General features: G+C 72.4%; 19 protein-coding genes. 14 read left to right on the top strand and 5 right to left on the bottom strand.

The features are described from left to right. Window positions 1–115 precede the first annotated feature (115 nt). Together HS048_RS06155 and hemL are read left to right on the top strand one after the other, a co-directional pair. Complete coding sequence (locus HS048_RS06155; RefSeq protein WP_068898175.1) at window positions 116–760, top strand: bifunctional DNA primase/polymerase; 645 nt, start codon at window positions 116–118, stop codon at window positions 758–760. Between the two features lie 163 nt (window positions 761–923). Then, complete coding sequence (gene hemL, locus HS048_RS06160; protein ID WP_196466395.1) at window positions 924–2,219, top strand: glutamate-1-semialdehyde 2,1-aminomutase; 1,296 nt, start codon at window positions 924–926, stop codon at window positions 2,217–2,219. 22 nt (window positions 2,220–2,241) lie between these two features. Here hemL and HS048_RS06165 read toward each other — a convergent pair whose 3' ends face one another. Continuing rightward, window positions 2,242–2,847: a Uma2 family endonuclease gene (locus tag HS048_RS06165; RefSeq protein WP_231647426.1), complete on the bottom strand. Its 606-nt coding sequence runs from the start codon at window positions 2,845–2,847 to the stop codon at window positions 2,242–2,244. 105 nt (window positions 2,848–2,952) lie between these two features. Continuing rightward, window positions 2,953–4,875 carry a S8 family serine peptidase gene (locus tag HS048_RS06170; protein WP_196466396.1) on the bottom strand — a complete coding sequence of 641 codons (1,923 nt, stop codon included), beginning with the start codon at window positions 4,873–4,875 and terminating at the stop codon, window positions 2,953–2,955. Between the two features lie 323 nt (window positions 4,876–5,198). Here HS048_RS06170 and HS048_RS06175 point away from each other — a divergent pair, with 323 nt between their 5' ends. The 6 genes from HS048_RS06175 to ccsA all read left to right on the top strand — a co-directional run bounded on the left by HS048_RS06175 (window position 5,199) and on the right by ccsA (window position 10,988). Continuing rightward, on the top strand, window positions 5,199–6,110 hold the full coding sequence (locus HS048_RS06175; RefSeq protein WP_068898178.1) for a LysR family transcriptional regulator: 912 nt from the start codon (window positions 5,199–5,201) through the stop codon (window positions 6,108–6,110). Between the two features lie 212 nt (window positions 6,111–6,322). Beyond that, window positions 6,323–6,961: a histidine phosphatase family protein gene (locus tag HS048_RS06180; RefSeq protein WP_068898180.1), complete on the top strand. Its 639-nt coding sequence runs from the start codon at window positions 6,323–6,325 to the stop codon at window positions 6,959–6,961. A gap of 58 nt (window positions 6,962–7,019) precedes the next feature. After that, window positions 7,020–7,592: a TlpA disulfide reductase family protein gene (locus HS048_RS06185; protein ID WP_068898182.1), complete on the top strand. Its 573-nt coding sequence runs from the start codon at window positions 7,020–7,022 to the stop codon at window positions 7,590–7,592. Between the two features lie 15 nt (window positions 7,593–7,607). After that, window positions 7,608–8,342, top strand: coding sequence for a cytochrome c biogenesis CcdA family protein (locus HS048_RS06190; RefSeq protein ID WP_068898184.1), 735 nt, complete (start codon window positions 7,608–7,610; stop codon window positions 8,340–8,342). Beyond that, window positions 8,342–9,907, top strand: coding sequence for a cytochrome c biogenesis protein ResB (locus HS048_RS06195; protein WP_196466397.1), 1,566 nt, complete (start codon window positions 8,342–8,344; stop codon window positions 9,905–9,907). The genes HS048_RS06190 and HS048_RS06195 overlap by 1 nt, the downstream gene beginning before the upstream one ends. After that, window positions 9,897–10,988, top strand: a complete 1,092-nt coding sequence (gene ccsA, locus HS048_RS06200; RefSeq protein ID WP_196466398.1) for a cytochrome c biogenesis protein CcsA — start codon at window positions 9,897–9,899, stop codon at window positions 10,986–10,988. Before HS048_RS06195 ends, ccsA begins: the two co-directional genes overlap by 11 nt. 111 nt (window positions 10,989–11,099) lie before the next feature. On the opposite strand, the gene HS048_RS06205 is transcribed toward ccsA, so the two are convergent. After that, window positions 11,100–11,408, bottom strand: coding sequence for a PLDc N-terminal domain-containing protein (locus HS048_RS06205; protein WP_230880753.1), 309 nt, complete (start codon window positions 11,406–11,408; stop codon window positions 11,100–11,102). 185 nt (window positions 11,409–11,593) lie between these two features. Here HS048_RS06205 and HS048_RS06210 point away from each other — a divergent pair, with 185 nt between their 5' ends. Both HS048_RS06210 and HS048_RS06215 read left to right on the top strand, forming a co-directional pair. Continuing rightward, window positions 11,594–12,421, top strand: coding sequence for a hypothetical protein (locus tag HS048_RS06210; RefSeq protein ID WP_196466399.1), 828 nt, complete (start codon window positions 11,594–11,596; stop codon window positions 12,419–12,421). A gap of 10 nt (window positions 12,422–12,431) precedes the next feature. Continuing rightward, complete coding sequence (locus HS048_RS06215; RefSeq protein WP_068898194.1) at window positions 12,432–12,671, top strand: hypothetical protein; 240 nt, start codon at window positions 12,432–12,434, stop codon at window positions 12,669–12,671. Between the two features lie 105 nt (window positions 12,672–12,776). Here HS048_RS06215 and HS048_RS06220 read toward each other — a convergent pair whose 3' ends face one another. After that, window positions 12,777–13,016, bottom strand: a complete 240-nt coding sequence (locus HS048_RS06220) for a BldC family transcriptional regulator (protein WP_012887349.1) — start codon at window positions 13,014–13,016, stop codon at window positions 12,777–12,779. Window positions 13,017–13,319: 303 nt separating this feature from the next. Between HS048_RS06220 and HS048_RS06225 the strand changes: the two genes are divergently transcribed. After that, window positions 13,320–13,514, top strand: a complete 195-nt coding sequence (locus tag HS048_RS06225) for a DUF4229 domain-containing protein (RefSeq protein WP_068898196.1) — start codon at window positions 13,320–13,322, stop codon at window positions 13,512–13,514. Window positions 13,515–13,526: 12 nt separating this feature from the next. Here the strand turns inward: HS048_RS06225 and HS048_RS06230 are convergent, their stop codons facing one another. Next, window positions 13,527–14,819, bottom strand: a complete 1,293-nt coding sequence (locus HS048_RS06230) for a delta-60 repeat domain-containing protein (RefSeq protein WP_196466400.1) — start codon at window positions 14,817–14,819, stop codon at window positions 13,527–13,529. A gap of 78 nt (window positions 14,820–14,897) precedes the next feature. Here HS048_RS06230 and HS048_RS06235 point away from each other — a divergent pair, with 78 nt between their 5' ends. From HS048_RS06235 to HS048_RS06245, 3 genes are all read left to right on the top strand, one after another. After that, window positions 14,898–15,656, top strand: coding sequence for a demethylmenaquinone methyltransferase (locus HS048_RS06235; protein WP_196466401.1), 759 nt, complete (start codon window positions 14,898–14,900; stop codon window positions 15,654–15,656). A gap of 117 nt (window positions 15,657–15,773) precedes the next feature. Then, entirely contained in the window at window positions 15,774–17,051 is a 1,278-nt protein-coding gene (locus HS048_RS06240) for a geranylgeranyl reductase family protein (RefSeq protein ID WP_196466402.1), read from the top strand. A gap of 118 nt (window positions 17,052–17,169) precedes the next feature. Then, complete coding sequence (locus HS048_RS06245) at window positions 17,170–17,529, top strand: NADH-quinone oxidoreductase subunit A (RefSeq protein ID WP_068898202.1); 360 nt, start codon at window positions 17,170–17,172, stop codon at window positions 17,527–17,529. Window position 17,530 lies beyond the last annotated feature (1 nt).

Consider the following 17,530-nt stretch of genomic DNA (forward strand, 5'->3'; position numbering starts at 1 on the left):
TGCGGATGTGTCCCAGGTGGCGTAGACCCTGCTGAATGCCTTTCTTGTAAACCAGAATGTGGATATGTCGTCGCATCCGGGTATGGCGCGGGGCTCGCGGACAACGGAGGACACCATGGTGGGGGTATCACTGGCGCGGCGCGGTAAGCGGCGGAGTCATCCGAAGCAGCAGATGGTCAAATCCGCGCTGGAGTACGCCGCGCTGGGCTGGGCGAGCTGTACGGGCGCCCGTCCGCTCCAGGGCGGGTCGCGTGCCTGTTCCTGCGACCGCATCGGCTGCCCGGACCCCGGTAGCCACCCGCTCTCGCGCGCCTGGCAGATGCAGGCCACCACCGATCCCGCGTTGCTGACCCACTGGTGGAGCGCCGACCCCGAGGCCAACATCATCCTGCCCACGGGTCGCGTCTTCGACGTGTTCGACGTACCGCGCGAGGCGGGCCTGACCACCCTCGCCGCCATGGACGCCGCAGGATCCGTACCGGGCCCGGTCGCCGAGAACGGCGACCGGGTGCTGTTCTATGTGGCCACCCGCAACCTCTCCGAGGACGAGGACGAGTGGTGGTCCTGCCCCCTCGACTACGGGCCCTCGACCATCGAGGAGATGCCCGGCCTGCGCTGGCACTGCCGCGACAGCTACGTCGTCGCCCCGCCCTCCACCCTGCCCTCCGGCGGCTGCGCGTCCTGGCTGCGCGCCCCGGACGGCGGACCGCTGCCCGACCCGCTCCGCGTCCTCGACCGGCTCGCCGACGCCTGCGAGTAGTAGCGTCCCGGTGAACGGGAACGGCGTCCCGCCCGCGCCCCGGCGTGGAAGCCGGACGAGGGCACCGGCCCGGTTCGGGACCCGGTTGCGTATCCGGCTCGGGACCCGGCATGGAACCCGGCTCGGCTCGGGACCCGGCTCCACGGGCCCTTAGGCTGGGACGGTGAGCCGTACTGAGAACTCCGAGGACCTGTTCGCCCGCGCCCGCGAGATCGTCCCGGGAGGTGTCAACTCCCCGGTCCGCGCCTTCGGCGCCGTCGGCGGCACGCCGCGCTTCATGGCCTCCGGCCAGGGGCCGTACATCACCGACGTCGACGGCAACCGCTACGTCGACCTGGTCTGCTCCTGGGGCCCGATGATCCTCGGGCACCGCCACCCGGCCGTGGTCGAGGCCCTGCAGGAGGCCCTCGCGGCCGGCACCTCGTTCGGCACGGCCACCCCCGGCGAGGTCGAGCTCGCCGAGGAGATCGTCGCCCGGATCGCGCCCGTGGAGAAGGTCCGGCTGGTCAGTTCGGGCACCGAGGCCACGATGTCGGCCGTACGGCTGGCGCGCGGCTTCACCGGCCGCTCCAAGATCGTGAAGTTCGCCGGTTGCTACCACGGCCACGTGGACGCCCTGCTCGCCTCTGCCGGTTCCGGCCTGGTCACCTTCGGGCTGCCCGACACCCCCGGCGTGACCGGGGCCTCGGCCGCCGACACCGTGGTGCTGCCGTACAACTCCGCCGAGGCGGTGGCCGAGGCGTTCGCCGCGTTCGGCGACGAGATCGCCTGTGTGATCACCGAGGCCTGCCCGGCGAACATGGGGGTCGTCCCGCCGCTGGACGGGTTCAACGCCCGGCTCCGCGAGTTGTGCACCGCGCACGGCGCGCTGCTCATCGTGGACGAGGTGCTCACCGGCTTCCGCGTGTCGGGGGCCGGGTGGTACGGCCTCGACCCGGTGGACGCCGACCTGATGACCTTCGGCAAGGTCATGGGCGGCGGCCTGCCCGCGGCGGCGTTCGGCGGCCGCGCCGACGTGATGGCCCATCTCGCCCCGGAGGGCCCGGTCTACCAGGCCGGCACGCTGTCCGGTAACCCGCTTGCCTGCGCCGCGGGCCTGGCCACACTGCGGGCCTGCGACGACGACGTCTACGACCGGGTCGACGCCGCCGCGCTGGTCGTCGGCCGCGCCGCCGCCGACGCGCTGGCCGCCGCCGGCGTGCCGCACCGCCTCCAGCGGGCGGGCAGCCTGTTCTCGATCTTCTTCACCGACGAGCGGGTTGCCGACTTCGCCGGGGCGCAGCGGCAGAACACCGCCGCCTACCGGGCCTTCTTCCACGCGATGCTCGACCGGGGCGTCTACCTGCCGCCGTCGGCGTACGAGGCGTGGTTCCTGTCGGCCGCCCACGACGACGAGGCCCTCACCCGCATCGCCGAGGCCCTGCCCGTCGCCGCGAAGGCTGCGGCCCAGGCGTCCTGACGGGGAACACCCGCGCGGTCCCCTACCGGGGCAGCCCGTCCAGGTCGACGTCGACGGGGAAGGGGACCGGGACGGTCAACCGGCCGTGGTGGATGCCGGTGAGGGCGTAGGCGCGGGTGGCCGGGTCGAGTTCGTAGGTGTAGACGACGGGCTTGCCGTCGTTGTTCTCGACCCGCCACAGGTGGGCGATCCCGGCCTCGGCGTAGCGGGCCGGCTTGGTCTTGCGGTCGCGCTCCTCCGACTCGGGCGAGACGACCTCGACCACGAGGTGCACCTCGTCGGGCGTGTAGTACGTCCGGTCGTCGTCGTCGGCGGCGGCCGTGTCGACGACGAGCACGTCCGGGCAGGGCCGCATCCGGTGGCCGAGTTTGACGTCCATCTGGTCCACCGCCGTCACCTGCGCAGGAGCCTGGTCGCCGAGGGCTTCGGTGAGGTTGCGGATCATGCGCTGGTGGAAGCGCTTCTGGGGGGACATGAAGACGAGGGCTCCATCGATCAGTTCGACGTGCTTGAAGAAGTCGGGCTCGCCGTTCGGTCCCTCCGGCGGCAGACGATCGAGGTCGTCGGCGGTCCATCCCCACGGAGGCGGAGCCGGCCAGTAGTCGAGCGCGCTGGTCACGTCGGTCACCGTAACATCGTCTCCGTCACCGTGTGTGTTCATTCGGCCCGCTTCCGTCGCCTTCTCCATGCTCCTCCTCCGCCCATTGTGGGGGAAGGGGCGCACGCCGGAGGGTCAGCGCACGGCGGTCTTCCCGGAGGTCACCGTGAGCAGGTCGGCGGAGGCGGCCACCACGACCCGGTAGGTGCCGCGGGAGAGCCCGCTGACGGTGCGGGAGGCCGTGGAGGAGGCGGCCGAGGTCTTCACCGTCCGCCACGCGCCGCGGGAGTACAGCTGCACCGAGACCCGCTGCCCGCGCGGCTGGTAGACCCGGAAGGTCAGCTTCCCGCTCCCGCCCGCCACCGTCACCCTCGGCCGCGCGTAGATCCGCACCGTCCGGCTGGTGCCGGCCTTCGCGGCGGCGGTTCCGGTGAACTGCGCGTACACGTAGGTCCCGGCGTCCACGCGCAGCGCCTTGGCGGCGACGCCGTCGCGGACGGCCACGCTCGCGCACGTGTAGGCGCGGACGGTGATCCTCCGGCTGCACAGCCGGGCGGTTCCGTTGACCTTCGTACCGTAGGACGTCCGTACGGTCGTGGTGGCCAGGACGGACTGCCCGGCGGTCACGGCGGTGAAGGAGACGCCCAGCCCGGTGACGGTGCTCGCCGCCGGGGGCGGCACGCTGCCGGAGACCGCGGCGAGCGGCTGGACCAGGCCGGCGCCGTAGAGGGAGTCCCGGTCGGCCGCGCCGAGGTCGTAGGCGGTGCCGGTGAGCCGGGCGGTCGCCTCGGGCCCCGACATCGCGGGGAACTTCGCCCGGATCAGCGCCACGGCGGCGGCGGCGTACGGCGAGGCCATCGAGGTGCCGTCCATGTAGACGTACCTCCCCGAGGGGTAGGTGGAGTAGACGGACACGCCGGGGGCCGCCACGTCGACGTAGGACCCGTACTGGGAGAACGCCGCGCGCACGTCGGTGCTGTCGGTGGCCGCGACCCCGACGACGCCGGGGAAGGCGGCCGGGTAGCTCACCGGGTTGCCGCAGTTCAGGCCCGGCTTCGGATAACGCAGCTCCGCGCAGCTCTGACCGGCGTTGCCGGCGGCGGCGACCACGGCGACGTCCTTGGCGAGGGCGTAGTCGACCGCGGACTGCATCACCGGGTCGGTGCTGGTACCGCCCAGGGAGAGGTTGATGACGGTCGCGCCGTGGTCGGCGGCGTAGACGATGCCGGCGGCGATGTCGGAGTACCAGCCCTCCCCGTTCGCATCCAGCACGCGGACCGGCAGGATCTTCGCACCGTGCGCGAGACCGGCGATTCCGAGGCCGTTGCCCGCCTGCGCGGCGATGACGCCGGCGACGTGGGTGCCGTGCCCGTCAGGGTCGGAGCGCCCGTCACCGCTGCCCGCGACCAGGTCGGTGCCGGGCAGGACCGCCCCGGCCAGGTCGGGGTGGGAGGCGTCCACACCGCCGTCGACGACGGCGACGACCTGCCCCGCGCCGGTTCCCGACGCCCACACGCTCTCCCCGTACAGCCGGTTCAGCGGCCACTGCAGCCTGCGGTACGCGTCGTTGGACAGGGCGGCCGTGCCCGAGACCGGACCGGCGTCCGAGGCGGCGGCCGCCGGATCCCCGGCGGTGACCGGGCGGGGGGTGTCCGCGAGGGAGACCTTCGCGTCGACGACGACGGCGAGCGTGTCGGGGACGGCGCGGGCGTCCTCCACCGCGTCGGCGGCGTCCCCCCGGTTCTCGGCGACGGTGACGCTGATCTCCGGCCGCCCGGCGGAGTCGGCGGTCAGGGTGACGACGCGGACCGGTCCGCGTTCGGGCGCGTCGTCGAGGACCTCGGAGACCGGGCCGGTCAGGCCGACGGGCTCGCTCGGCTTCCAGTCCTCGGGGTCGGGCACGGCGCTTCCGGCGGGTGCGGCGTCCACGGGCACGGCGCTCGCGGCGGGCGCCGGTACGGTGGCCGGCCGGGCGTCCGCCGCGACGGGGGACGTGGTGAGGCCGACGGCCAGGGCGAGCACGGTGATCGTGCCCAGGGCCTGGGTGGTGACTGGCATGGCGGGCCTCCGGGTCCGTCGGTGCGGTGCGTGGTCACACCGGATCGGTCGACGGGCGTGTACACCTCCTCGGCCGTGGTCCGGAAGTCCTGCGAAATTTCCGGGCAAAGTTCTGATGGGCGGTGATTCCGCCAGTCAGGCAGGCGGAGGATCCCGGCGAGGGAGTGACGGCGCGCCCGCGCATCCGGGTCGGGACGGGGCGTCGGCGGAGGGAAAACGTTCACGGGCGGGAACGTCCACGGGCGGACGGGGAACGCGCACAAACCAATGGATCATTCAGTAAAAGCGAGACGCAAGGGAATCCATGGTTTAGGGTTGCTTATATGTTGGATCTCAACCGGTTGAAGGCGCTGCACGCCGTCTCCGTGTACGGGTCGGTGGGCGCGGCGGCCGAGGCGCTCATGGTGACCCCGTCGGCGGTCTCGCAGCAGCTCGCCAAGCTGGAGCGGGAGACCGGCGCGACCCTGCTGGAGCGGAGCGGGCGCGGGGTGCGGCTCACCGACGCGGCCGGGCTCCTGGCCGACCACGCCGAGCGCATCCTCGCCCTGGTGGAGACCGCCGAGGCCGACTTCGAGGCGCTGCGCGGCGAGGTCGTGGGGCGGCTGGGCATCGGCGCCTTCCCCACGGCGGCCCGGGGGCTGCTCCCGCAGGCGCTGGTCCGCCTGCGCGAGCGCCACCCCGACCTCACGCTCCGGCTGCACGAGCGCGAGCCCGAGCGGATGGTCCGCGAGGTGTCCCGGGGCGAGCTCGACCTGGCGGTGATCCAGGACTGGATGAACCGGCCGCTGGCCGTGCCCGACGGGCTGTCGCGGGCCACGCTCTTCGACGACATCGCCGACGTGGTCCTGCCCGTCGGCCATCCGCTGGCCGGGCGTGCCGAGATCGAGCTGTCCGAGCTGTCCGGGGAGCGGTGGATCAGCGGCTCGCCCGGGACGGTCTGCCACGACTGGCTGGTCTACACGCTCCGCGCGGCCGAGCTGGAACCGGAGATCACCTGCATGGCCGACGAGTACCCGACCCAGCTGGCGCTCACCGCCGTCGGGCAGGGCTGCGCGATCGTCCCCCGGCTCGGCCGCGACCTCCTGCCGCCGGGGGTCCGGGCCGTCCCGATCCGGCCGCGTCCCATCCGCCGGATCTACGCGGTCTGGCGGAGCGACGCGGCCCGCCGTCCGGCCATCCGCGCCGCCGTCGACGCGCTCCGGGCCGCCTCCGAAGGCCTCGGCGCGGTGGTGTGAGCCGCGCCTCCTGAGGCCGTGGCGTGAGCCGCGCCCCCTGGGGTCCTGGGAGCGACGGTGTGAGCCGGGGCTCCGCCGCGGGACGGCCGGGTGGCGGGCCGTACGCCCCGGAACCGGGCGGTGCGGACGGCGGGCCGTACGCCCGGCGCCGGGCGGCGCGGGCGGACCCGTCCGTGCCATCCGTCCCTACCAGTGGGTAGGCTGACGGCACCATGGCTGAGACCACCGTCATCCACCTCCTGCGCCACGGCGAGGTGCACAACCCCGCCAACGTCCTGTACGGCCGGCTGCCGGGCTACCACCTGTCGGAGAACGGCAGGCTGATGGCCGAGACGGCGGCCAAGTCGCTGGCCGGGCGCGACGTCGTCGCCCTGTTCTCCTCTCCGATGGAGCGGGCCCAGGAGACCGCCGTCCCGCTCGCCGAGACCTTCGGCCTGGAGGTCGGGCTCGACGACCGGCTGATCGAGGCGGCGAACGCCTTCGAGGGCGTCTCCGTCGGCAACGGCGACGGCGTCTTCCGCAACCCCCGCTACTACCGCCACCTGTGGAACCCGCTCCGCCCCTCCTGGGGGGAGCGCTACAGCGAGGTGGTCGGCCGGATGCGGGAGGCGATCCTGGCCGCCCGCAGGGCGGCGCGGGGCCACGAGGCGGTGCTGGTCAGCCACCAGCTCCCCATCTGGGTCATCCGGCTCGCGGCCGAGCGCAGGCCGCTCCCGCACGACCCGCGCCGCAGGCAGTGCGGGCTCGCCAGCGTCACCAGTTTCTGCTTCGAGGGCGACCGGCTCGCCAGCGTGGGATACGCCGAGCCGGCGGCCGCGCTCGTCCGGCGCCCCACTGTGCCGGGCGCGTGACCCCGCCGGTAGAGTGATTGCTCTACCGCTTGTAGTAGTACAGGGAGACCGTCCTTCGATGCGCGCCAGACCGCTCGCCGCCGCCCTGCTGCTCGCCGTCGCGGCGGCCGGATGCGCCGGAAGCCAGGCGTCCCAGCCACAGGCGGGGGACACCCGGTTCATCGCCGGAGACGGCAAGGTCACCGTCTTCGAGGCGGACGGCCGCAAGGCGGCCCCCGCGGTCGAGGGGACGACCCTGCAGGACGGCACCGCCTCGCTCGCCGCGCACCGGGGCAAGGTCGTGGTGCTCAACTTCTGGGCCTCCTGGTGCGCGCCCTGCCGCGCCGAGGCCCCGGTGCTCAAGGACATCGCGGCCAAGACCAGAACCGACGGCGTGGAGTTCCTCGGCGTCGACTTCAAGGACGACAAGGCCAGGGCGCTCGCCTTCGAACGCACCGAGCAGCCCGGCTACCCGAGCATCTTCGACCAGCCCGGCAGGGTCGCGCTCGCCTTCCAGGGCACGGTCCCCCCGGCGGCCATCCCGTCGACGCTGATCATCGACCGGCAGGGCCGGATCGCCGCCCGGGCCCTGGGCGCGGTCAAGTACAGCGACCTCCTCGCCGCCGTCACCAGGATCGCCGATGAGAAGTAACCCGGGACGTCCCCGGTGAACGCCGACCTGGCGAGCACGGTGGCGAGCGGCTCCCTCGCGCTGGCCCTGCCGATCGCGGTCGCCGCGGGGCTGGTGTCCTTCCTGTCGCCGTGCGTGCTGCCGCTGGTCCCCGGCTACCTGTCCTATGTGACCGGGATGAGCGCCGACCCACGGCGGGGCCGGATGACGCTGGGCATCGTGCTGTTCGTGCTCGGCTTCGCCGTCGTGTTCGTGGCGCAGGGCGCGCTCCTCGGCGGCCTGGGAGCGGCGCTGTTCGGCAACGCCGACGGCATCACCCGGGTGCTCGGGGCCCTGACGATCGTGCTCGGGCTCGCCTTCATGGGATTCGTCCCGGGCTTGCAGCGCGAGGTCCGCGTCCACCGGCTCCCGGCCGCCGGGCTCGCCGGTGCGCCGCTGCTCGGGGTGGTGTTCGGCCTCGGCTGGACCCCCTGCATCGGCCCCACGCTCGGGGTCGTGCTCACCCTCGGCGTGACCGAGGGCAGCGCGGGGCGCGGCGCGCTCCTCGCCTTCGGCTACGCGCTCGGCCTCGGCCTGCCGTTCGTGGCGGCCGGGCTGGCCTACCGCAGGGCGCTGCACACGTTCAAGGCGGTCCGCCGCCACTCGCAGCTGATCACACGGGTGGGCGGGGCCATGCTGGTCACCGTCGGCCTGCTGCTCGTCACCGGGCTCTGGGGGGAGCTCGTCGCGGCGATGCAGGTGTGGATCGGCGGATTCCAGCCGGTGATCTGATGACCCTTACCGACGGCAGGCCCGAGGAGAAGGCCGAGTCCCGCCCCGTGGGGCTGGGCGCGGCGGGCTGGGCGCGCTGGTTCTGGCGCACCCTCACCTCGATGCGGACCGCGCTGATCCTGCTGTTCCTGTTCGCGCTGGCCTCGATCCCGGGATCGGTCTGGCCGCAGCGCGGCGTCTCGGACGCCAAGGTCGCGCAGTACTACGACGACAGCCCCGCGCTGGCCGAGTGGCTGGACCGGCTCTGGCTCTTCGACGTGTTCAAGGCGCCGTGGTTCGCGGCGATCTACCTGCTGCTGTTCGTCTCGCTGATCGGCTGCGTGCTCCCGCGCACCGCGGCCCACCTGCGCGAACTGCGCCGCAAGCCGCCCGCGGCGCCACGCAACCTGGCTCGGTTGCCCCAGCACGCCGTACTCGGCGGCGACCTGACCGTGGAGGAGGCGGCGCGGCGGCTGCGCAGGCTCCGGTTCCGGGTGACCACCGGGCCCGACTGGGTCGCGGCGGAGAAGGGCTACCTCAAGGAGACCGGCAACCTGCTGTTCCACGTCGCGCTGCTCGGCCTGCTGCTCGCGGTCGGCGCCGGCGCGCTGTACGGCTACCGCGGCAACGTGCTGGTCGTGGAGGGCGACGGGTTCGCCAACACCGTCGCGGCCTACGACCGCTACATGCCCGGCCAGCAGGTGAACGCCGAGTCGCTGGAGCCGTTCTCGTTCACGCTGGAGGACTTCCAGGCCACCTACATCGCGCAGGGTCCCAAGCGGGGCCAGGCGCTGGACTACTCGGCGAGGCTCGCGGTGAGCGACGCGCCGGGGGCGCCGGAGCGGGACTACGAGCTGAAGGTCAACGAGCCGCTCGACGTGAACGGCACCCTGACCTACCTGATCGACCACGGCTACGCGCCCACCTTCAGGATCACCGACGGCCAGGGGCAGGTCGCCTTCGAGGGATCGGTGCCGTGCCTGGTCGTGCAGCCGGCGACGTTCACCTCCGAGTGCGTCATCAAGGTGCCCGACGCACTGCCCGAGCAGCTCGGCCTCATGGTGGCCTTCCTGCCCACCACGGTCCCGGCCGAGGGCGGCGAGTGGGTGTCGGTCTTCCCCGGCGCCGCGAACCCGACCGCGCAGGTGTACGGTGCCTTCGCCGGCGACCTCGGCATGGGGAACGGCCGTCCCCAGTCGGTCTACGAGATCCCGCCGGAGATCCTGAAGAAGATGAAGCCGCTGGTCATGAAGGCCGACCCGCTGGCGAAGGGCGAGAAGCTCGAACTGCCGGGCGGGGCCGGCACGATCGAGTTCACCGGCGTCAGGGAGTGGGTCGCCCTCCAGATCACCCACGACCCCGGCCGGCTGCCCGCGCTGCTCTCGGCGGCCCTGGCCACCGCGGCGCTGGTGTTCTCCCTGACCGTCCGCCGCCGTCGCGTGTGGGTGCGGACCGGGGCCGGGGGCGGGCCCGCCGAGGCGGGCGGCCTCACCCGCACCGAAGGCGGTGACTTCGGCGAGGAGTTCGCCGGCATCGTCGCCGTCCTGAATCAAGGCTCTACCCCTGGAGTGAAGGATGCCCGCTGAGGTCCACCCCGGTCTGGCCGCGCTGAGCGATCAGCTCGTCCTGGTGGCGGTGCTGTGCTACGCCGTCGCGATGATCGGCTACGCGCTGGATCTCGCCTTCGCTCGCACCGCGGAGGCCTCCCCGGCCGAGGCGGGGGCTGAGGCGGAACCCGCGCTCGCCGCGGTCGGCGGTCCCGCGGACGCCGGGGAAGCGGCTGCGGCCGCCTCAGAGGCCGCCTCCGGGGCTGCCCCGGAGGACGTGCGGGACGGCGCCGCGGCTGCGACGGCGGCGGGGGACGGCACGGCGGCCGGGACGGCGACGCGGGACGCCGCCGCAGGCTCCGGGGCGGCGAGCGGCGCGGACGGGGTCCCGTCCGGCTGGGTGCTGCGGGCCGGCCCGGCCGCGGTCGCGTTGAGCTGGCTCGGCTTCGCCCTGAACCTCGGGTCGCTGCTCACCCGGGGACTGGCCGCGGGCCGGTGGCCCTGGGGCAACATGTACGAGTTCGTGGTCGCCATGTGCCTGGCGGCCATGGGCGCGTTCCTGCTGATGCAGCTGCGCCACCCCGTCCGCTTCCTCGGCGCCTTCGTCTCGGCCGCCGTCGCGCTCGGCCTCGGCTACGCGGTGCACTCCCTGCACGTGGACGCCGCTCCCGCGATGGTCGCGCTGAACTCCTACTGGATCGCCATCCACGTCTCGGCCGCGATCATCGCCAGCGGCCTGTTCATCGTGGCCGGGGCCTGCGGCGTCATCTTCCTGATCCGGCACGACGCCGCCGACCACCTGCCGTCCCGGCAGGAGCTGGAGCGGGTCGCGCACCGGGCCATCGTGATCGGCTTCCCGATCTGGACCTTCGCCGTCGTCGCCGGCGCGCTCTGGGCGGACAAGGCCTGGGGCCGCTACTGGGGCTGGGACCCCAAGGAGATCTGGGCGTTCATCACCTGGATCGTCTACGCCGGCTACCTGCACGCCCGGGCGACCGCCGGCTGGAAGGGCAGGGCGGCGATGATCGTGCAGCTGGTCGCCTTCGCCTGCCTGCTCTTCAACCTCATCGGGGTGAACATCTTCATCGGCGGCCTGCACTCCTACGCCGAAGTGCCGTAGCCGCCGCCCGCCGTACGGACACCGTTCCGCAGACACCCGCCGTAGCCGCCGCCCGCCGTACGGACGCGGGCCGCGGCGGCCGGTTCCGCCGTGCGGGCGCCGGCCGTACGGTCAGTCCTCGTCGCGCAGGCGCCGGTCGAGGTCGCGCAGGAAGTCGGGGTCGTCGTCCGGGCCGCGGGGGGCCTGCGGGCGGGGCTCGCGGGGCGTGCCCTCGGGGGGCAGGAGGATCCGCGGGGGGCGGGGGCCGAGAGGGCGGCCGAGCAGCAGCCAGAACAGGCCGCCGACCAGGGCCAGCAGCACCACGATGAGCACCCACAGGATCTTGGGGAGGTTCCTGACCTCCTCGTCCGGCGTGGTGATGACGTCGAACAGGCAGTAGAGCCAGAAGGCGAGCAGCGCCAGACCGAGAAGCACGGACATGCCCGAACTGTAAGCCATCCCGCAGGCGGGTGGGGCCAGGCCGGGAACGGAACGGGGACGGACCGGGAACCGGGCGGGACGGGGTGCCGGTTCAGGGTGACGCGGGAAGATCCACGCCGTACGGTGGGACCTGTTGCCGTTCTCCGACGGGAGCGCGTGGTGGCGCATTCAAGCGGGCGGGCAGGGTGAACACGGACAGGGGCCGTCATCGACGGCGGTGGTGGCAGCGTGAGACGTCCCGCCGGGGCGGTGAGGCCGCCGTCCGCGAGGCGCCCAGGGAGGTCCCGCGCGAGCCGGAGGCGCGCATCGCGCAGCCGGCCCCCGCCGACCGCCCGCAGTACACCTGGCGGGACTTCGAGCTGGAGGACGAGCGCCCCCGGGCCCGGCCCAACACCCCCGACACCCCCGGCATGGGCGACGGCCTGCGGCACTGCGGGGCCCTGGAGCGCGTGCTGCACCGGCAGTGGGACATCCGCGAGGGGCCGCCGCCCCCGGAGGTCGTGGGCGCGGTGGAGAGCCTCGCGCGACTGCCCGACGGCCTCAAGGCCAAGCTGGCCGAAGGGCTGGAGGGCATCTACGTCGGCGCGGGCGGCGTGCCCGACCTGGACGACATGGGCTACCTGCGGGGCGCGCCGCTGCCGTCGGGCAGGGCCACGTGGGACATCTGCGCCGGCGCGTACGGCGACCGCAAAGTGGTGGTGGGGGACAGGCCCTCGCCCACCCCCGACGTGATGATGCACGAGATCGGGCACGCCCTGGACGACGTGGACGCGCCCCATGGAGACTGGGTGTCGGACTCCCCCGAGTTCGCCGCCCTCTACGAGCAGTGCGTCCCGGTCCTGGCCTCGGGGTTCCACCTGCAGCCGGGGACCCTGGGCCGCAGGGAGTTCTTCGCCGACGCCTTCGCCGCCATCGCGTCCCGGCAGCGCCCCGCCCTGGTGGACATGCTGGGCGGGGACACGCGGATGGCGCTCAATGTCATGTTGTTCTTCAACCGGCGCTACGGAATCTAGGTGGTCTGGGATGTACGTCATCCGGCTCGCTGACGGGACCCTGCGCGTGCCGCAGAGCCTGTCCAGCGATGACGGGCGTCTGATCGGCAACGCGTACGTGGAGCTCTCACCGGGGGATCCGGAGTACGACCGCTGGCTGCCCGAGTCGCTCACCGAGGAGGAGGTGGCGGAGCGGCGGAGACGGTGGCTCGCGGAGAACGACGAGCTGGAGAAGGAGTTCCTGGCCTTCAAGGCCGAGCAGGACGGGTGAGGTCCGGCGGGGGAACGATCCGGTGACCGCGGAGTGACTCCACGGTGACCCTGCGGCTTCCGGGTAAGGCGCGCAGGATCACCGATGGTGCGACGTCATACGGCGTCAGACGCGGGGGGACTCACCCGCCGGCCGTTCGGCCGTCAGGACGTCCTCACCGCGCAGAAGGGCGTGCACTTCCGACTCGCGGAACCGCCGGTGCCCTCCGGGGGTACGGATGCTGCTGATGCGGCCTGCCGCGGCCCAGCGCGTAACCGTCTTTGGGTCGACCCGGAAGAGGGCGGCAACCTCTCCGGGCGTCAGCAGACGCTCGCTGCTACTCTCCACAATCTCTCCCCCTCGCATCCCGCTTCCTGCCAGCGGGCGGACAGGTAACCAGTGTGCCGAGCGAAGCCTGATTTATCCGTGCTTTCGGACAAAGATCACGGGTTGTTATCGACTGACTGCCCGATTGTTATATGATAGAGCCTCTTTGGGACTCTCGTGGGTGTTTCTTTACGTAACTGATCTGTTGGGAACACTAGCAGTGGTCGCGTCAGATGCGAAGAGCGTTCGCTTCGTGCCCGCGACATGGCCGGGAAGGCCTTTGCCGCGCCGTTCGCGCGCCCGCTCGCACCGGCATGCCAGGAGTGACGTAGCCTCGATGCCGTGCATCCCGCTTTCGCCTACACCGCGTCCCGGATCGGAGTGCTGGCCGTGACCGCCGGCGTGCTCTACCTTCTCGGGCTTCGCGATCCTTTCCTGCTGCTGGTCGCGTCATTCCTCGTCAGCGGCGTGGCCAGCTACGTCCTGCTGTCCAAGCAGCGCGACGCGCTCAGCGCGCGAATCACCAAGAATCGCTGAAAACGGAGAATGTCACGGCAGCGGGAACATGCCGATCCGGGCATGGTACTCGCGGCCGAGCCGGGTCGTGTCACTACCGACGAGTAGCCCTCCCCGGTGGGCGAGAAACGCCTTGACGCCGATTCCGAGGGTCCGGGTGGGATTCCAGCGCAGCGCCTTGCCCGTGACCGGATGGATCGCCCCGATCCCCGGCCGGGCGACGGCCCCCGGGCCCGCCGAGTCGCGGCCGTGCGGGTTGTCGAGCCAGCGCTGGTGGCCGCCCACGTAGACCGCGGCCCCGGTCACCGCCACCGAGTAGAGCGTGTCGCCGCCGGTGTGGTTCACCCAGGTCGGGTCCGTCTCGCCGCGCGCGCGGGTCTCGAAGCGGGCGGCGCTGTCGCACAGCTTCCGGGACCCGCCCCAGCCGCCGCTCGTGACGACCACGAAGTAGCTGCCGTCGGGGGCGAAGTCCAGTCCCCTGACGTAGCTGGGGAAGGTCGGCTTGCACTCGGCGGCGTAGGCGTCCGTCCGCCAGGGGGCGACCTTCGCCGGGGAGGCCCCGACGTCGATGAGGCCGAGCTGGGGCCGGGAGAGCCCGTCGAGGGTGCCGAAGCTGCCGTCGACCGCGAGCCGGTCCTTGGCCAGGGCCATGGCGTACACCTTGACCCGCGGCCCCCGGGGCGCGCCCGGCGTGATCGTGAAGGCGGGGTCGACGGCGCCGGTGGCGGCGTGCACCCGGGCCAGGGCCGTACGGCGGACGCCGGTGACGTGGGTGAAGTCCCCGCCCACGTAGAGCCGGGAGCCGTGCCGCAGGAGGCTGGTGACCTTGCCGCCGGAGGCCCGGGCGCGGAAGGACGTCACCGGGGCGCCGTCCGCGAGCCGGAGCCGGACCAGCCTGGGGGTGGCGACGTCGCCGGTCTCGGCGAACGCGCCTCCGGCGTAGACGGTGCCGGAGGTCCCGGCGGCCAGGGCGTTGACCGGGCCGTCGAGGTCGGGGGCGAAGTCCGGCAGGATCCGCCCGCTGGCCAGGTCGTAGGCGAAGATGTTGGCGCGTTCCAGGATCCGCGTGCCCCCCGCGTCGCGCACCTCGCTGAACGAGCCGCCGACCACCACCGTGCCGCCCACCAGGGCGATGGCGTTGACGATCCCGTCGAGCACGTGCGGGGTGGTGTCCACGGGGTCGGCGGAGACGACCCCGCGGTGCTCCACGGTGCCGGCGGAGGCGGACGCCCCGGTGACCCCCCCGTTGACCCCCGCGGTGGTCAGGGCCAGGGCGGCCGTCAGGAGGGAGGCGGTTCTGGCGGTTCTGGCGGTTCTGGCAAGCATTCGCCAAGTTCTAACAGACCCTTGGTCATGATGTCGCTACTTTCCGTGGATTGTGCGCGCGGCCCTAGGCTTGCTGTCATGACGCGCGCTTCGCTGGACAAGCAACCGCACGAGGTCGCCTCGATGTTCGATCGCACGGCCCGGCGCTACGACCTGATGAACGACGTCCTCTCCCTCGGGCAGGACCGGCTGTGGCGCAGGGCCACCGCGGCCGCGGTCGACGCGGGCCCCGGCGAGCTCGTGCTCGACCTGGGCGCCGGCACCGGCACCTCGACCGACGCCTTCACCTCCCTCGGGGCTCGGGCCATCGCCTCCGACTTCTCCTTCGGCATGCTCCGCACCGGCGTCGCGCGGCGCGGCGGGTCCGGCATCTCCGGCGGCGGGGTGCGCGGGGTGACGTTCGTGGCCGGCGACGCGCTCAGCCTGCCGTTCGCCGACGACAGCTTCGACGCGGTGACGATCTCCTTCGCCATCCGCAACGTCGCGGACACCGAGCAGGCGCTGCGCGAGATGCTCCGGGTGGCCAGGCCCGGCGCCCGCCTGGTCGTCTGCGAGTTCTCCCGGCCGACGGCCAGGTCCTTCGACCTGGTCTACACGCAGTACCTCATCCGGATGCTGCCGATCGTGGCCAGGGCGGTCAGCTCCAACCCCGATTCCTACGAGTACCTCGCCGAGTCGATCAGGGCCTGGCCGGACCAGGCGGAGTTCGCGCGGACCATCCGGCGGGCCGGCTGGGAGCGGGTCGCCTGGCGCAACCTCTCGCTCGGCATCGTCGCGCTGCACCGGGCTTACAAGCCCGGTCCGGAAAATGGTGAATCGCCCGCCGTACCCGCCTGACACTTCTCCCCAGGAAAGCGTTAGACTGCCGCCCGACAAGTTTGTGAAGACCTTCACAAAGGAACGAAAGGCCCCTCACCCCGAGGCCGTCTAAGCGTGTAGGACAGGACAGGTCCCGTGACCGTGCCAGCCGCCCCACATCGGAGTGTCGCTGAGGCCGACGCCGACGTCATCGTCGTCGGCGCCGGGCCCGCCGGTTCGACAACCGCATTCCATCTCGCCCAGGCCGGACTGGACGTCCTGCTGCTGGAGAAGACCGCGTTCCCCCGGGAGAAGGTCTGCGGCGACGGGCTGACGCCCCGCGCCGTCAAGCAGCTCATCGCCATGGGGATCGACATCGACGCCCCCGGCTGGGTCAGGAACAAGGGGCTGCGCGTCGTCGGCGGCGGCCTGCGCTTCGAGCTCGACTGGCCCGAGCTGTCCAGCTACCCCGACTTCGGCCTGGTCCGCACCCGGCAGGACTTCGACGAGATCCTGGCCGCCAACGCGGTGCGCGGCGGGGCGCGCCTGCTGCAGGGCGTCAACGTCACCGGCCCGATCCTCGACGACCGCAGCGGCCACATCGTGGGCGTGACCGCGAAGAAGGACGGCGAGGAGGTCGCGTACCGCTCCCGGCTCGTGGTCGCGGCCGACGGCAACTCGACCCGCATCTCCCTGGCGATGGGGCTGCACAAGCGCGAGGACCGCCCGATGGGCGTCGCGGTGCGGACGTACTTCACCAGCCCCCGCCACGACGACGACTACCTGGAGACGTGGCTGGAGCTGTGGGACGGCGACCAGCTGCTGCCCGGCTACGGCTGGATCTTCGGGGTCGGCGACGGCACCTCCAACGTGGGCCTGGGGCTGCTGAACACCAGCGAGTCCTTCAAGGGCATGGATTACCGCGACCTCCTGAGGCGTTGGACCAGGAACATGCCCCCCGAGTGGGGCTACACCGAAGAGAACATGACCACCCCGATCAGGGGCGCCGCGCTGCCGATGGCGTTCAACCGCCAGCCGCACTACACGCGGGGCCTGGTGCTGGTGGGCGACGCGGGCGGGATGATCAACCCGTTCAACGGCGAGGGCATCGCGTACGCGATGGAGACCGGCCGGATCGCGGCCGAGACCGTCGTCCAGGCGCTGGGCCGTGACACCGCCGCCCAGCGCGAGCGGGTCCTGCGGGCCTACCCGCAGGTGCTGAAGGACGCCTACGGCGGCTACTTCACGCTCGGCAGGGGCTTCGTCGAGCTGATCAGCCGGCGCGGCGTGATGAACTTCGCGACCCGGCACGCGCTCCCGCACCCCCGCCTGATGCGCTTCGCGCTCAAACTCCTTGCTAATCTCACCGACCGGCGAGGCGACGCGTCCGACCGGATCATCAATGCCCTGTCGAAGGTCGCACCACCGGCATGACCTCACAAAACATCCGGAAGCCGGGACGAATGGTAATCATGCCCCCGCCTAGACTTATGCGTCATGACAACGTGAGCTACGCGCCGGCGCGCGTGGAGATGGGAGAGGAGGCGTAGCGATGGAGCTGTACGCACCCATCCTGGTGCTCGCCGTTCTGGGAGCGGGCTTCGCGATCTTTTCGGTGACGATCGCGCCCTTCACCGGTCCCAAACGCTGGAACCGCGCGAAGCTCGACGCTTACGAGTGCGGCATCGAGCCCACCCCCCAGCCGGTCGGCGGCGGCCGCTTCCCGCTGAAGTACATGATCACGGCGATGCTCTTCATCGTCTTCGACATCGAGATCATCTTCCTCTACCCGTGGGCGGTCGCGTTCGACCAGCTCGGGCTGTTCGGACTGGTCGAGATGCTGCTGTTCATCGTCACCGTGCTCGTCGCCTACGCGTACGTGTGGCGCCGCAAGGGTCTGGACTGGGATTAGG

The organism is Planomonospora sp. ID91781, assembly GCF_015711595.1.
GTDB lineage: Bacteria > Actinomycetota > Actinomycetes > Streptosporangiales > Streptosporangiaceae > Planomonospora > Planomonospora parontospora.

Bases quoted from the DNA above. Each gene is read 5' to 3' on its own strand.
- HS048_RS06175 (WP_068898178.1), top strand. From the start codon at position 5,199: ATGTTGGATCTCAACCGGTTGAAGGCGCTGCACGCCGTCTCCGTGTAC.
- HS048_RS06205 (WP_230880753.1), bottom strand. From the start codon at position 11,408: ATGTCCGTGCTTCTCGGTCTGGCGCTGCTCGCCTTCTGGCTCTACTGC.
- HS048_RS06245 (WP_068898202.1), top strand. From the start codon at position 17,170: ATGGAGCTGTACGCACCCATCCTGGTGCTCGCCGTTCTGGGAGCGGGC.
- HS048_RS06195 (WP_196466397.1), top strand. From the start codon at position 8,342: ATGACCCTTACCGACGGCAGGCCCGAGGAGAAGGCCGAGTCCCGCCCC.
- ccsA (WP_196466398.1), top strand. From the start codon at position 9,897: ATGCCCGCTGAGGTCCACCCCGGTCTGGCCGCGCTGAGCGATCAGCTC.
- HS048_RS06235 (WP_196466401.1), top strand. From the start codon at position 14,898: ATGACGCGCGCTTCGCTGGACAAGCAACCGCACGAGGTCGCCTCGATG.
- HS048_RS06185 (WP_068898182.1), top strand. From the start codon at position 7,020: ATGCGCGCCAGACCGCTCGCCGCCGCCCTGCTGCTCGCCGTCGCGGCG.
- HS048_RS06230 (WP_196466400.1), bottom strand. From the start codon at position 14,819: ATGCTTGCCAGAACCGCCAGAACCGCCAGAACCGCCTCCCTCCTGACG.
- HS048_RS06180 (WP_068898180.1), top strand. From the start codon at position 6,323: ATGGCTGAGACCACCGTCATCCACCTCCTGCGCCACGGCGAGGTGCAC.
- HS048_RS06155 (WP_068898175.1), top strand. From the start codon at position 116: ATGGTGGGGGTATCACTGGCGCGGCGCGGTAAGCGGCGGAGTCATCCG.
- HS048_RS06215 (WP_068898194.1), top strand. From the start codon at position 12,432: ATGTACGTCATCCGGCTCGCTGACGGGACCCTGCGCGTGCCGCAGAGC.
- HS048_RS06220 (WP_012887349.1), bottom strand. From the start codon at position 13,016: ATGCGAGGGGGAGAGATTGTGGAGAGTAGCAGCGAGCGTCTGCTGACG.
- HS048_RS06170 (WP_196466396.1), bottom strand. From the start codon at position 4,875: ATGCCAGTCACCACCCAGGCCCTGGGCACGATCACCGTGCTCGCCCTG.